The following is a 12,356-nucleotide window of genomic DNA, read 5'->3' as shown; positions in this document are numbered from 1 at the left end:
CCGGCCTGATCTTTTTTTGATAGTGCACCGTGTCCATTTCAAACCCGCCCGCCTCGCTTGACATCACGATCGCCACGCGGGAGAGCCGTCTGGCGCTGTGGCAGGCCGAGCACGTCAAGGCGCTCTTGCAATCTCTGGGCCACCGCGTGACGCTGCTGGGCATGACGACCCAGGGTGACCAGATCCTGGATCGCAGCCTCTCCAAGGTGGGTGGCAAGGGTTTGTTCGTGAAGGAGCTGGAGGTGGCGCTGCAAGAGCGGCGGGCCGACATCGCCGTGCACTCGCTCAAGGACGTGCCGATGGACCTGCCCGACGGGTTCGCCCTGGCCTGTGTGATGGAGCGCGAAGATCCGCGCGATGCCTGGGTGTCCGCCACCTGTGCCTCGCTGGCCGACCTGCCCAGGGACGGGGTGGTCGGTACGTCCAGCCTGCGCCGTCTGGTGTTGCTGCGCGAGGCGCTGGACCGTCTGGGCCGGCAGGACGTGCGCATCGAACCGCTGCGCGGCAACCTCGACACCCGCCTGCGCAAACTCGACGAAGGCCAGTACCACGCCATTGTGCTGGCGGCCGCTGGTCTCAAGCGTCTGGGCCTGTCTTCGCGCATCCGCGGCATCTTCGACCCCGAACAGTCGCTGCCCGCCGCCGGGCAGGGCGCGCTGGGCATCGAGATTCGCAGCGACCGCACCGATCTGATGCAGGCCCTTGCGCCGCTGGTGCATATGCCCACTTGGTTGCGCGTGGCGGCCGAACGCACGGTTTCCCGCGCCATGGGCGGCAGCTGCTCGATGCCGCTGGCCGCCTATGCCCGCTGGGACGCCGAGGCGCCGCAGACCCTGCGCCTGGACGCCGCCTGGGGCGATCCCGAGGGGCGCTTGGCGGTGGTGAGGGTGCAGGAGCAGGCGCGCGTCGAGACGCTCGAACAGGCGGAGTCCCTGGGTCACCGGGTGGCGCAGGCCCTGCGCGCCGGTGGTGCCCGCGCAGCGGGAGGCTGAGCCTTGGCCGGGCACGCGGCCGTGCCGTCCCGCTGGTCCCGGGTGATCGTGACGCGGCCCGCCGGCGAAGCCGGTGCATGGGTGGCGGCGCTGCAGGCCCGGGGATGGGAGGCGCACAGCCTGCCCCTGATCGACATCGGTGCGCCGCGCGATCCGCAGGTCCTCGCGCGGCTGCGCGATGTCCAGGCCCGCTGGAGCCACTGGGACGCCCTGATGTTCGTGAGCACCGCGGCGGTGCAGCACTTTCTCGACGGTGTGCTTCCGGACGGCGGAGCGCATCGGACAGGCACACGGTTCTGGGCGCCGGGGCCGGGCACGGCGCGAACGCTCTCGGTGGCCTTGCAGCGTCTCGGCCTGGGGCCCGAGCGGATCGACCAGCCACCGGCCGATGCACTGCAGTTCGATTCCGAGCATCTGTGGCCTGTGGTGTCGTCTCAGGCGAGGGCTGGTGCACGTTTGCTGGTGGTGCGGGGCGTGTCCACCTCGGCCGACGGCGTGCCCATGGGTGGGACCGAGGGCAGTGGGCGCGAGTGGCTGATGGAGCAGTGCCGCGCGCGCGGGGCCGCGGTTGAGGTCTGCGCCGCCTACGAACGGCATGCGCCCCGGTGGACCCCGTCCGACCGGGCCCTGGCAGAGCAGGATGCCCTCTGGCTCTTCAGCAGTTCAGAGGCTGTGGCCCATCTGCGGACGGCGATGCCAGCGGCCGACTGGTCCCGCGCCGGGGCCTTGTGCACCCACGAACGGATCGCGGCGGCGGCGCGGGCGACGGGCTTTGTACACGTGTACACCAGCCGCCCGTCATTGCCCGATGTGTTGGTCGCCCTAGAATCGGTGCGGAGCCCGATATGAGCAACGACACTCCCGAACCTTCCCCCGCTGCGCCGACCCCGGTTCTTCCCGTGGTGACCACCGGCTCAGGCTCCCCTGCACCTGCTGCCCGGCGCGGTGGGGTCTGGCTGGGCGCGCTGGCGCTGCTGCTGGCAGTGCTGACGCTAATGATGGCCGGCCTGCTGTGGCAGAAGGTGGATTTCACCCAGAAGGAACTGGCGCGCCGCACCCAGGTCAGCGAAACCCAGTCGTCGGAAACACGGACGGTGGCAGCGCAGGCCGAGGCCCAGGTCAAGGAACTGCAGGCGCGTCTGGCGGTGGCCGAGGTCCGCCTGTCCGAGGTCAGTCTGCAGCGCTCCCAGCTCGAAGAGCTGATGCTGGCGCTGTCCCGGTCCCGGGACGACAACCTGGTGCAGGATCTGGAGTCCTCCCTGCGCCTGGCCCAGCAACAGTCTCAGCTCACTGGCAGCGTGCAGCCGTTGCTCGCGGCCCTGCAGTCGGCCGATGAGCGCATCGCCCGTGCCGCGCAGCCGCGGCTGAACCCGGTCCAGCGCGCCATTGCGCGCGATGTGCAGCGCATCCGCAGCACCTCGGTGGCCGATGTGCCCTCGCTGGTACAGCGGCTGGACGAGCTGGTGCAACGGGTGGACCAGTGGCCGGTGCCCAACGACGTCGGCCCCCGTTCACCGGCGGCACGCAAGGCGTCTGGCTCCGGCAGCGCTTCGACAGCATCCGCGAACCCTGCCGAACCTGCCGCGCCCGCGGCCGGCGGCTGGGACCGCGCGGTGCAGACCTGGTCCGGCTTCTGGTCGCGCGTGTGGGAGGAAACCACCCGCAGCGGACGGGAGCTGGTACGGGTGAGCCGCATCGACCGGCCCGAAGCGGTGCTGCTGGCGCCGGAGCAGGCGTTCTTCCTCCGGGAGAACCTCAAGCTGCGGCTGCTCAACGCACGGCTGGGCCTGCTGGCCCGCCAGATGGACGCGGTGCAGGACGACCTCAAGACCATTGATGCGGCGCTCGCCCGCCACTTCGACACCACCGCTCCCGACGTGGCCGCCGCACAGGCCGCTGTCACGCAGCTGCGCGCCGAACTGGTGCTCACCGAATGGCCCCGGCCCGAAGAGAGCCTGGCGGCGCTCGCGGTGGCCGCGGGAGGACGCTGATGAACGGGCCGCGGCGCCAGCGGGGTGCGATGCGCAATGTCTTCTGGTTGCTGGGTCTGGCCGCCCTGGCGGTGGCGCTGGCCCTGCTGACCGGACAGAACCAGGCCATGGTGAGCCTGTTCTGGCCGCCCTACCGGTTCGATGTCTCGTTCAACTTTGTCCTGTTCTGCCTGGTGGCGGGTTTCGTGCTGCTGTACCTGGCCCTGCGGGCATTGAGCATGTTCCGCGAGCTGCCCCGCCAGGCGCAGCGCTGGCGCAGCCAGCAGATGGAGCGGGCGGCGGTCGGCGCGCTGATGGACGCCTTGTCCAACCAGATCGCGGGCCGGTTTGTCCGGGCGCAGGCGGCCGGGCTGTCGGCGCTGGAGCAGCTCAACAGCCACCCGGCGGCCCAGTGGCCACGGCGTGGACAACTCCAGCAACTGGCCCACCTGCTGGTGGCCGAAGCGGCGCAATCGCTGCAGAACCGCCGCACCCGCGACGAGCACCTGCAGGAGGCCCTGCATCCGAAGCTGGCCAAGGAGTCGGCCGAGGCCCGCGAAGGTGCCCTGATGCGGGCGGTCCGCTGGGCGGTCGAAGACCGTGACCTCCAGGCGGCCCGCAGCCACCTGGACGAACTTCCCCAGGGAGCGTCCCGCCGCATCCAGACGCTGCGCCTGAAGCTTCGGGTGGCGCGTCTGGGGGGGGCGACCGCCGAGGCACTGGAAACAGCGCGTCTGCTCGCCAAGCACCGCGCCTTTTCGCCAGAGGCCTCGCGCAGCATCGTGCGCGGTCTGGCGCTGGACGCGCTGCGCGAGGCGCACGACCTGGCCCAGCTGCAATCCGTGTGGTCGCGCCTGGATGCGTCCGAGCGCGCCATGCCCGAGCTGATCCTGGCGGCAGTGGAGCGTGCCCATCGGCTGGTGGCCCTGGCGCCGGACGAAGACATGGCAGCACAGGCCCACGAATTGACCGGTGGCTGGCTGGAACCCGTCTGGCAGGGATTTGCTGCACTGGATGAGGGCTTGCAGCACAAGCTGGCGCTGGCAATGGAACCCGGGCTGATGCGGCTGGACGCCACGGGGCTGGCGCGTCTCGAACAGAGCCAGCGGCAGTGGCCCAACAACGCCTACCTGCAGTACCTCACCGGTCAGGCCTGCCGGCAGCGCCAGCTCTGGGGCAAGGCGTCCCAGTTGCTGGGCCAGGCCAGCCACAGCCTGCGCGAACCGGCCCTGCTGCGCCGTACGTGGTGTGCCCTGGCGTTGCTGGCGGAGGAGCGCCAGGACCAGGCGGGTGCCCAGGCCGCGTGGAAGCGGGCGGCGCTGCTGGGCGACTGAGGCTGGCGGGCTGGTTTGCCCGCTGCCTTGCAGCCACTGACACAAAGAAAAAGCCGGCCCAAGGGTCGGCTTTTTCTTTGCTGGGAACCTGGGTCCGGAATCAGCGATTCTCGAACGGGAGGCTCACATCGCGCAGGTCCTTGCGGGTCTCCACCAGCACCAGCGGGCCTTCATCGACCAGCACCACCGGCCTGGGTTCGCGGGGCACATGGATCGGCCTGGGCTCTGCAGCGATGGCGGCCTGGATCTCGGCGACCTTTGCTGCGTCCGAATTGACCCATTCGAGCCCGCTGGCCTGTGCCACGCGGTGCAGGTCGTCCATCGACAACGTGTACGGCACGACCTTGGGCATGCCGGCGGTTGCCGCCGCGACCGAAGGCGCGGGGGCGGCGGGAGCCACCACATCAGGAATCACCGCGACCGGTTCGGCCACCACCACGGGCGCGGGCTCGACCTGTGACGGCGCTGGGCTCGCGGGCTGGGTGAAGTAGCTGCGCACCGGGCGTTGCTCGTCCTGCTGGTCGGTGGCCACCGGGGCCACTGGCTCCGCACCTGCGGGGACTTCTTCCCTGTTTTCACCGTCACGAGGCGCGCGCTCGCGGCGGTCGCGGCCATAGCGGTCGCGGCTGCGGCGTTCGCGCGGCGCGCGGGGTGCGGCGGCATCGCCTTCCGCCATCTCTGCGGGCGCTGCCTCGGACGGCTCCGAGGTCATCGCGTCAGCAGGGGCTGCGTTGAGCAGCGCGGTGTCCGCCACGCCTTGTGATGCGTTGTCGACGGGCTCCTGCCCCTGGCGCCGGCGGTTGTCACCACGGCCACCACGGCGTTCGCGGCGAGCGCCTTCGGCGGCGGCCTCAGGTGCTTCACCTGCCGGCGTGGTGGAGACCTGTCCTTCCAGTGCGGTGCTGTCGGCGACCTGGTCCTGGCGGTTGTCTCGGCGGCTGTCCCGACGCCCACCGTTGCGACCCTGTCCCTCGGCGCGTTCACCCCGCGGTTCGCCGCTGCGACCCTCGGCGCGGTGGTCACCACGGCGGCCTTCACCATTGCCGCGGCCCTGGATCTCGGTGCGCTCTCCCCGGTTTTCGCCGCGGGGCGGGCGGTTGCCCTGGCGCTCGCCGCGGTCACCGCGACCTTCGCCATTGCGGCCACCACGACCACGGCCGTCCCTGGACGACTTGCCTTCGCCGCGATCGGTTTTCGGCGCTTCAGCAGCGGCCGGTGCCGGAGCAGGCGTCACTGGTGCTGCAGCGGGTGCCATGCCGAACAGGCTCTTGAGCCAGCCAAAGAAGCCTTTTTCGGCAGGGGCGGCGGCACGCGCTGGCGCGGGCTCGACCACCACCGCAGGGGACGCGACCACCGGTGCGGGCGCAGCCACCTCGGGCTTGGGCGCAGCCACTGGTGCCGGGCCGTCGGGCAGCACACCCTTGATCACCGGCTCCTGCTTGTTGGTGCGCTCCTGACTTCGGCGCGTGAAGCTGGCCACATCGTCCACTTCCTCGGCCAGCTTGTAGCTGGAGTCGAGGTTGTCCAGGCGCGGATCGTCGTGCTTGAGACGCTCGAGCTTGTAGTTCGGCGTGTCCAGCGACTTGTTGGGCACCAACAGCACGTTGATGCGCTGCTTGAGTTCGATCTTGGTGATCTCGGTGCGCTTCTCGTTGAGCAGGAAGCTGGCCACTTCGACAGGCACCTGCACCAGTACGGCGGCCGTGCTGTCCTTGAGCGACTCCTCCTGGATCACGCGCAGGATCTGCAGCGCCGAGCTTTCGGTGTCGCGGATGTGGCCGGAGCCACCGCAGCGCGGGCAGGGGATGGACGAACCTTCGCTGAGCGTGGGCTTCAGGCGCTGTCGGCTCATTTCGAGCAGGCCGAACTTGCTGATGGAGCCGAACTGCACGCGGGCGCGGTCCTGGCGCAGCGCGTCGCGCAGGCGGTTTTCCACCTCGCGGCGGTTCTTCGACTCTTCCATGTCGATGAAGTCGATCACGATCAGGCCACCCAGGTCGCGCAGGCGGGCCTGGCGCGCCACTTCGTCGGCGGCTTCCAGGTTGGTGCGGGTGGCGGTTTCCTCGATGTCACCGCCCTTGATGGCGCGCGCCGAGTTCACGTCGACCGCCACCAGCGCTTCGGTCTGGTCGATCACGATGGCGCCACCGCTGGGCAGCTGCACGATGCGGCTGTAAGCGGTCTCGATCTGGTGTTCGATCTGGAAGCGGCTGAACAGCGGCGCATCGTCGCGGTAGCGCTTGACGCGGTGACCGTGCTCGGGCATCACATGGCTCATGAATTGGTGAGCCTGTTCGTAGATGTCGTCGGTGTCGATCAGGATCTCGCCGATGTCGCTGTTGAAGTAGTCGCGGATGGCGCGGATCACCAGGCTCGATTCCTGGTAGATCAGGAAGGCGCCCTTGCCACCCTTGGCCGCGCCGTCGATGGCGTTCCACAGCTTGAGCAGGTAGTTCAGGTCCCACTGCAGTTCGGCCGCCTCACGGCCGATGCCGGCGGTACGGGCGATGATGCTCATGCCGTTGGGATACTCCAGCTGGTCCAGTGCCTGCTTGAGTTCCTGGCGGTCTTCGCCCTCGATGCGGCGGCTGACGCCACCGCCGCGCGGGTTGTTGGGCATCAGCACCACATAGCGGCCGGCCAGGCTCACGAAGGTGGTGAGGGCTGCGCCCTTGTTGCCGCGTTCTTCCTTCTCGACCTGGACCAGCAGTTCCTGGCCTTCCTTGATCACGTCGTTGATGCGGGCCTGGGAGGGCGAGGCATTGCCCTGGAAGTACTGCTTGGAGATTTCCTTGAACGGCAAGAAGCCGTGGCGGTCTTCGCCGTAGTCGACGAAGCAGGCTTCGAGCGAGGGCTCGACGCGGGTGACGACGGCCTTGTAGATGTTGCCCTTGCGCTGTTCGCGCCCTTCGATTTCGATTTCGTAGTCGAGCAGTTTCTGCCCGTCCACGATCGCCAGGCGGCGCTCTTCGGCCTGCGTGGCGTTGATCAGCATGCGCTTCATGTTGCGTTTCCTTTTCACTGTCGCTGACAAGGCGCGCGGACAGGCCGCACACCAGGATGCCGTGAGCCAGCGAAAGAACGCGAACGGGAGGAATTGCCGGAGAGCCGTTGACCCGGTGATGTCCCGACTGCATCGGGTGGTCTGTCGGCAGGGGCTGTGCGCACAGCGGCGCGCCAAGGCCCTGCGGCCGGGTCAGGGCGTAGGCGCGTGGATGTGGGTGAGCAGGCAGGGCATGACGGATGTCGTTGACATGGATCTTGCCGTTTCGGTCACTGTCTTCACTTTGTCCTCGGTCAGCCGCACCAGCCCGCCTGTGGCGTTGCAAGAAGGGCTGACCGATTGGGGTATTCCGTAATCTGGTTCGCTACTCTTTTGTCGGCTCTCCTGTGGCTTCCATCCGGATCGCTTCCCGCCATGGAGACGTCTGGGACGTCGTGCGCAGGATGGTTCGAGCCGGGTGCCACAGGTGGCACGGGTCGCCAATCGCATCCGGTTTCAGCCTTGCTGTTCCGGGTCGCTGGACGTGACTGCCTTAAACTCAGGAAAATCAATCACTTACAACGCGCGACTGGCGTGACACATTATAGGGGGCTGCCCTTGATGGTGGCACAGGTCTGATGGTGTTTTTCCCTTGAATTCTCCAGTTTCTGACGGTTCCGGGGCCGTGCGACATCTCCTTGTGGACGAAGATTCGGCTGGGCAACGGCTGGACAACTACCTGTTCCGCGAGCTCAAGGGTGTTCCCAAGACCCACATCTACCGGATCATCCGTTCGGGTGAGGTGCGGCGCAACAAAGGCAGGATTTCGGCAGACGACCGGGTGCAGGCCGGGGATGTGTTGCGCATTCCTCCCATCCGGCTGTCCGAGCGTCCGGCCGAGAAAGCGGCGCAGCCGGTTCCAGTGCGCGATTTTCCGGTCATCCACGAAGACGACGCTTTCCTTGCGCTAGACAAACCGGCGGGTGTGGCTGTGCATGGGGGCAGCGGGGTCAGTTTCGGGGTGATTGAACAGTTGCGCAGGTCACGTCCGGGTGCCCGTTTCCTTGAGTTGGTCCATCGGCTGGATCGCGAAACCAGCGGTCTGCTGTTGATCGCCAAAAAGAAAAGTGCCCTGAAGTCGCTGCAGGATCAGTTCCGCGAGCGTGAAACCGGTAAAACCTATTTGGCTCTGGTCCGGGGGCGCTGGCCTTCCAAACTGAAAGTTTTAGACCAGCCGCTGCACAAATACCTGCTGCCCGATGGAGAGCGGCGGGTGCGTGTGGTCGATGCCGCACATCCCGATGCCATGCGCGCTGTCACGCTCGTGGCGGTGCGAAAGCATCTGCCCGCGCCCTCTGGGCTGGAGGCGGTTTGCCCGGATGGATTGACTTTGCTGGAAGTCACTATCAAGACCGGGCGCACCCATCAGATTCGTGTCCATCTGTCCCATGCCGGCTTTCCAATCGTTGGGGACGACAAGTACGGGGATTTTGATTTCAACCGGCTGTTGGCGAAGGCTGGTTTGCGCCGCATGTTTCTTCATGCCTGGCGATTGCGCCTGACCCATCCTATTTCTGGTCAGTCGATGGAGTTACATTCTGAATTGCCTGTCGAGCTTGGGCCTTGGGCAGGTTCCTGAAAATCCCATTAGAATTTCTGCCGGCATCGTTGGGATGTCCATATCGCTGAAATTTACCAATACCAAAGGAAACGCAATGGCAACCTATTCTGAACTGATGGCACAGGCGCAGGCATTGATGAGTCAGGCCGAGCAGGCGCGCAAGAACGAACTGGCCGCCGCTATCGCCGACATCAAAGCGAAGATGAAGGAATATGGCATCACGGTGGCTGATTTGGGTGGTGCAGCGGCTGGCGCCAAAAAGGCCGCCAAGTCGAAATCCAAGGCTGTCGCCAAGTACCGTGGCCCCAACGGGGAACTGTGGGCCGGCGGCCCGGGCCGCAAGCCGGAGTGGGTGCGCGCGGTGCTGGCTGCGGGCAAGAGCCTTGAGGATTACCGCATTTGAGGGTGTAAGAGCCCCAACGCACACAGGGCACCTGCGGGTGCCTTTTTTGTTGAGCCGCAGCAATAATCGACTGCTTTCGACTCCCTTTCCATGCGCCCACGCCAATACGACCTCATCGCCTTCGACTGGGACGGCACTCTGTTCGACTCCACCGCCATCATCGTGCGCAGCATCCAGGCAGCGGTGCGGGACGTGGGGGGGGCGGTTCCGAGCGAGGCAGCGGCCAGCTACGTGATTGGCATGGGCCTGATGCAGGCCCTTGCCCACGCGGCGCCCGACGTGCCTCCTGAGTTGTATCCCCGGCTGGGCGAGCGTTACCGGCATCACTACCTGTCCCGTCAGCACGACATCAGCCTGTTCGATGGCGTGCTGCCCATGCTGGCATCCCTCAAGGAACGTCACCACTGGCTGGTGGTGGCGACGGGCAAAAGCCGGCGGGGGCTGGATGAGGCGCTGGACGCCGTGGAGCTTCGGGACGTGTTTGATGGTTCCCGCACGGCCGATGAAACAGCCGGCAAGCCCAGTCCGCTGATGCTGGAGCAACTGATGCGCGAGTTCGGTGTCGACCCTGGCCGCACCCTGATGATCGGTGACACGACCCACGATCTGCAGATGGCGGTCAATGCCGGATGTGACAGCGTCGGAGTGAGCTATGGCGCCCACGAACCCGCCGCGTTTGCGTCGTTGTCACCCAGGTTTGTCGCCCACTCGGTCGGAGAGCTGAGCGATTGGCTGAAGGCACATGCCTGAGGGATGGCGATGAGCGGTGAAAGCGACCTCCATGCCCTGTGCAACAGCCGCGACCTGTTGGATGGCGGGCTGGCCGTGCCTTTTGACGTGATGTACGCCGGGCAGACCTGCAGGGCGTTCGCGATCCGGTTCCGGGGTGTGGTCCACGCGTATCTGAACCGTTGCTCCCACGTGGCCATGGAAATGGACTGGCAGCCCAACCGCTTTTTCGACGACAGCGGGCAGTGGCTGCTGTGCTCTACCCACGGCGCCGCCTATGACCCTGCCACCGGTGCCTGCAAAGGCGGGCCTTGTCGCGGTGGGCTGGTGACGGTACCTCTGCAGGAACGGGAGGGCGTTGTGTACTGGCAGGCACAATATCCATTTGCGCCGCTGGCGTTTTGACCAGGACCACCATGAACCTCGATCCACTGGACAACCCGGTGCCGGCATCGGCGACCTCCCGGCAAGAGGGATCCTGGGAGCGGGAGACCCTTGAAAGGCTGATGTTCGAGACGCTGCGCGAACAGCGGGCCGCACGCCGCTGGAAGCTGTTTTTCCGGCTGGTGTGGCTGGTGATCATCGGCTCGGTGCTCTGGCTCTGGTTTCAGCAGGCGGAGATGGCCGGGGCCGTGAGCGCACCGCACACCGCGCTGATCGAAGTCAAGGGCGAGATCGCGTCGGGTGCAGAAGCCAGCGCCGACAACGTGCTCAGCTCGGTGCGGGCGGCGTTCGACGACGAAGGTGCCCAGGCGGTGGTGTTGTTGATCGACTCCCCGGGTGGCAGTCCCGTGCAGGCGGGCATCATCAACGACGAGATCACGCGACTAAAGGCCTTGCACCAGAAGAAGGTCTATGCCGTGGTGGAGGAGACCTGCGCCTCCGCTGCCTATTACATCGCCGCAGCAGCCGACGAAATCTATGTCGACAAGGCCAGTCTCGTGGGCAGTATTGGCGTGTTGATGGAAGGGTTCGGGTTCACCGGGTTGATGGACAAGGTGGGGGTGGAGCGTCGCCTGATGGTGGCGGGCCAGAACAAGGCCATGCTCGACCCTTTCAGTCCGCAGGACGAGGCGCAACGGGCCTATATCCAGTCGATGCTTGGCGAGATCCACGCGCAGTTCATCGAGGTGGTCAAGAAGGGGCGGGGCGCGCGACTCAAGGAAACGCCGGACACTTTCACGGGGCTGGTCTGGAGTGGGCAACAGGCCGTGCAGCAGGGGTTGGCCGACGGACTGGGCAGTCTGGACTATGTGGCGCGCGAATTGGTGAAGGCCGAGGAAATCGTGGACTACACCCAGCGAGAAAACGTGGGGCTGAGACTGGCTCGCGAGTTGGGTGTGCACATGGGCGAAGGCATCTTCAAAGCTGCCCGCGGAGCAGGCATTGAACTGCGGTGATGGTTAAATTAAGAGAGGAAATGGCAATGCGCATTCAAAAAGCGGTGTTCCCGGTTGGCGGGCTCGGCACCCGGTTTCTGCCAGCCACCAAGGCGATTCCCAAAGAGATGCTGCCGGTGGTGGACAAGCCGCTGATCCAGTACGCGGTCGAAGAAGCTTATGCGGCCGGGATCCGCGAGATGATCTTCATCACCGGGCGCCACAAGCGCGCCATCGGAGATCATTTCGATGCGGCTTTCGAGCTGGAATACGAACTGGAACGGGGCAACAAGACCGAGCTGCTCAAGCTGGTGCACGACATCAAACCGGAAGACATGGACTGCGTCTTCATCCGCCAGCCGCGCCCATTGGGACTCGGGCACGCGGTGCTTTGTGCGGAGCGGGTGGTCGGCAACGAGCCGTTTGCGGTGCTGCTTGCCGACGACCTGATGTTGGGAGCTCGCCAGAACGCGGGCGGACCGACGGTGCTTCAGCAGATGGTGGAGGCATACCGGTCGCATCCCGGTACGGTGCTGGCAGTGCAGGACGTTCCCAAGGAAGAGACTGGGCGGTATGGAGTGGTGGACGTGCATGGCGCCCACGCCGAGATCGCCGAAGTGTTCGCCATGGTCGAGAAGCCGAAACCGGCCGTGGCGCCTTCCACGCTCGCAGTGGCGGGACGCTACATCCTCACACCCGGCGTTTTCGAGAGCATCCGTCGCCAGCCCCGTGGTGCAGGCGGCGAAATCCAGCTGACCGATGGCATCGCAGCGCTCATCGGCGAGGAGAAGGTCTATGCCTTCCGCTACGACGGCAAGCGCTATGACTGTGGCAGCAAGGAGGGCTTTCTCCAGGCCACCATCGACCTGGCGCTGGCCAACCCGGCTCTGAGCGCTGCGGTGCGCGCGCACATGCAGGCTGCTCTGGCGGCCTGACCGGGAGCGC

General features: G+C 66.4%; 12 protein-coding genes. 11 read left to right on the top strand and 1 reads right to left on the bottom strand.

The genetic code is table 11. The annotated features are described in order from the left end of the window. The first annotated feature begins 35 nt into the window (after positions 1-35). From hemC to BC358_RS08490, 4 genes are read left to right on the top strand one after another with little or no spacing between them, the layout of a single operon-like run. Positions 36-992, top strand: coding sequence for a hydroxymethylbilane synthase (gene hemC, locus BC358_RS08505; protein ID WP_079365571.1), 957 nt, complete (start codon positions 36-38; stop codon positions 990-992). A 3-nt stretch (positions 993-995) separates the two neighbouring features. Then, the gene (locus BC358_RS08500; RefSeq protein WP_256861450.1) at positions 996-1,841 is read left to right on the top strand and encodes a uroporphyrinogen-III synthase; all 846 of its coding nucleotides are present in this window, start codon (positions 996-998) and stop codon (positions 1,839-1,841) included. Further along, positions 1,838-2,983 (top strand): uroporphyrinogen-III C-methyltransferase, encoded by a 1,146-nt coding sequence (locus BC358_RS08495; protein ID WP_079365473.1) that lies wholly within the window; start codon positions 1,838-1,840, stop codon positions 2,981-2,983. The genes BC358_RS08500 and BC358_RS08495 overlap by 4 nt, the downstream gene beginning before the upstream one ends. After that, positions 2,983-4,296, top strand: coding sequence for a heme biosynthesis protein HemY (locus tag BC358_RS08490; protein ID WP_306292790.1), 1,314 nt, complete (start codon positions 2,983-2,985; stop codon positions 4,294-4,296). The genes BC358_RS08495 and BC358_RS08490 overlap by 1 nt, the downstream gene beginning before the upstream one ends. Positions 4,297-4,396: 100 nt before the next feature. Here BC358_RS08490 and BC358_RS08485 read toward each other — a convergent pair whose 3' ends face one another. Further along, positions 4,397-7,300 carry an Rne/Rng family ribonuclease gene (locus tag BC358_RS08485; protein ID WP_079365471.1) on the bottom strand — a complete coding sequence of 968 codons (2,904 nt, stop codon included), beginning with the start codon at positions 7,298-7,300 and terminating at the stop codon, positions 4,397-4,399. On the opposite strand from BC358_RS08485, the gene BC358_RS08480 reads away from it, so the two are divergent. The 7 genes from BC358_RS08480 (at position 7,299) to galU (ending at position 12,346) form a co-directional block, all read left to right on the top strand. After that, a complete protein-coding gene (locus BC358_RS08480) occupies positions 7,299-7,655 on the top strand; it encodes a hypothetical protein (RefSeq protein ID WP_066153320.1) in 357 nt (118 codons plus the stop codon). The genes BC358_RS08485 and BC358_RS08480 overlap by 2 nt on opposite strands. A 276-nt stretch (positions 7,656-7,931) precedes the next feature. Then, the gene (locus BC358_RS08475; protein WP_079365470.1) at positions 7,932-8,918 is read left to right on the top strand and encodes an RluA family pseudouridine synthase; all 987 of its coding nucleotides are present in this window, start codon (positions 7,932-7,934) and stop codon (positions 8,916-8,918) included. A gap of 34 nt (positions 8,919-8,952) precedes the next feature. Continuing rightward, the gene (locus BC358_RS08470; RefSeq protein ID WP_255284176.1) at positions 8,953-9,303 is read left to right on the top strand and encodes an H-NS histone family protein; all 351 of its coding nucleotides are present in this window, start codon (positions 8,953-8,955) and stop codon (positions 9,301-9,303) included. A gap of 90 nt (positions 9,304-9,393) precedes the next feature. After that, positions 9,394-10,053, top strand: coding sequence for an HAD family hydrolase (locus BC358_RS08465; RefSeq protein ID WP_066153328.1), 660 nt, complete (start codon positions 9,394-9,396; stop codon positions 10,051-10,053). Between the two features lie 3 nt (positions 10,054-10,056). Then, a complete protein-coding gene (locus BC358_RS08460) occupies positions 10,057-10,437 on the top strand; it encodes a Rieske 2Fe-2S domain-containing protein (protein WP_066153331.1) in 381 nt (126 codons plus the stop codon). 11 nt (positions 10,438-10,448) lie between these two features. Then, entirely contained in the window at positions 10,449-11,432 is a 984-nt protein-coding gene (locus tag BC358_RS08455) for a S49 family peptidase (RefSeq protein WP_079365469.1), read from the top strand. 26 nt (positions 11,433-11,458) lie between these two features. Further along, positions 11,459-12,346 carry a UTP--glucose-1-phosphate uridylyltransferase GalU gene (gene galU / locus BC358_RS08450; protein ID WP_079365468.1) on the top strand — a complete coding sequence of 296 codons (888 nt, stop codon included), beginning with the start codon at positions 11,459-11,461 and terminating at the stop codon, positions 12,344-12,346. The last annotated feature ends 10 nt before the right edge of the window (positions 12,347-12,356 follow it).

It is taken from the genome of Hydrogenophaga sp. H7 (assembly GCF_002025745.1).
Taxonomy (GTDB): Bacteria; Pseudomonadota; Gammaproteobacteria; order Burkholderiales; family Burkholderiaceae_C; genus Hydrogenophaga; species Hydrogenophaga pseudoflava.
This window is presented reverse-complemented; position numbering and strand designations above follow the sequence as displayed.

Bases quoted from the DNA above. Each gene is read 5' to 3' on its own strand.
- BC358_RS08470 (WP_255284176.1), top strand. From the start codon at position 8,953: ATGTCCATATCGCTGAAATTTACCAATACCAAAGGAAACGCAATGGCA.
- BC358_RS08495 (WP_079365473.1), top strand. From the start codon at position 1,838: ATGAGCAACGACACTCCCGAACCTTCCCCCGCTGCGCCGACCCCGGTT.
- BC358_RS08480 (WP_066153320.1), top strand. From the start codon at position 7,299: ATGTTGCGTTTCCTTTTCACTGTCGCTGACAAGGCGCGCGGACAGGCC.
- BC358_RS08490 (WP_306292790.1), top strand. From the start codon at position 2,983: ATGAACGGGCCGCGGCGCCAGCGGGGTGCGATGCGCAATGTCTTCTGG.
- BC358_RS08460 (WP_066153331.1), top strand. From the start codon at position 10,057: ATGGCGATGAGCGGTGAAAGCGACCTCCATGCCCTGTGCAACAGCCGC.
- BC358_RS08455 (WP_079365469.1), top strand. From the start codon at position 10,449: ATGAACCTCGATCCACTGGACAACCCGGTGCCGGCATCGGCGACCTCC.
- BC358_RS08465 (WP_066153328.1), top strand. From the start codon at position 9,394: ATGCGCCCACGCCAATACGACCTCATCGCCTTCGACTGGGACGGCACT.
- galU (WP_079365468.1), top strand. From the start codon at position 11,459: ATGCGCATTCAAAAAGCGGTGTTCCCGGTTGGCGGGCTCGGCACCCGG.
- BC358_RS08485 (WP_079365471.1), bottom strand. From the start codon at position 7,300: ATGAAGCGCATGCTGATCAACGCCACGCAGGCCGAAGAGCGCCGCCTG.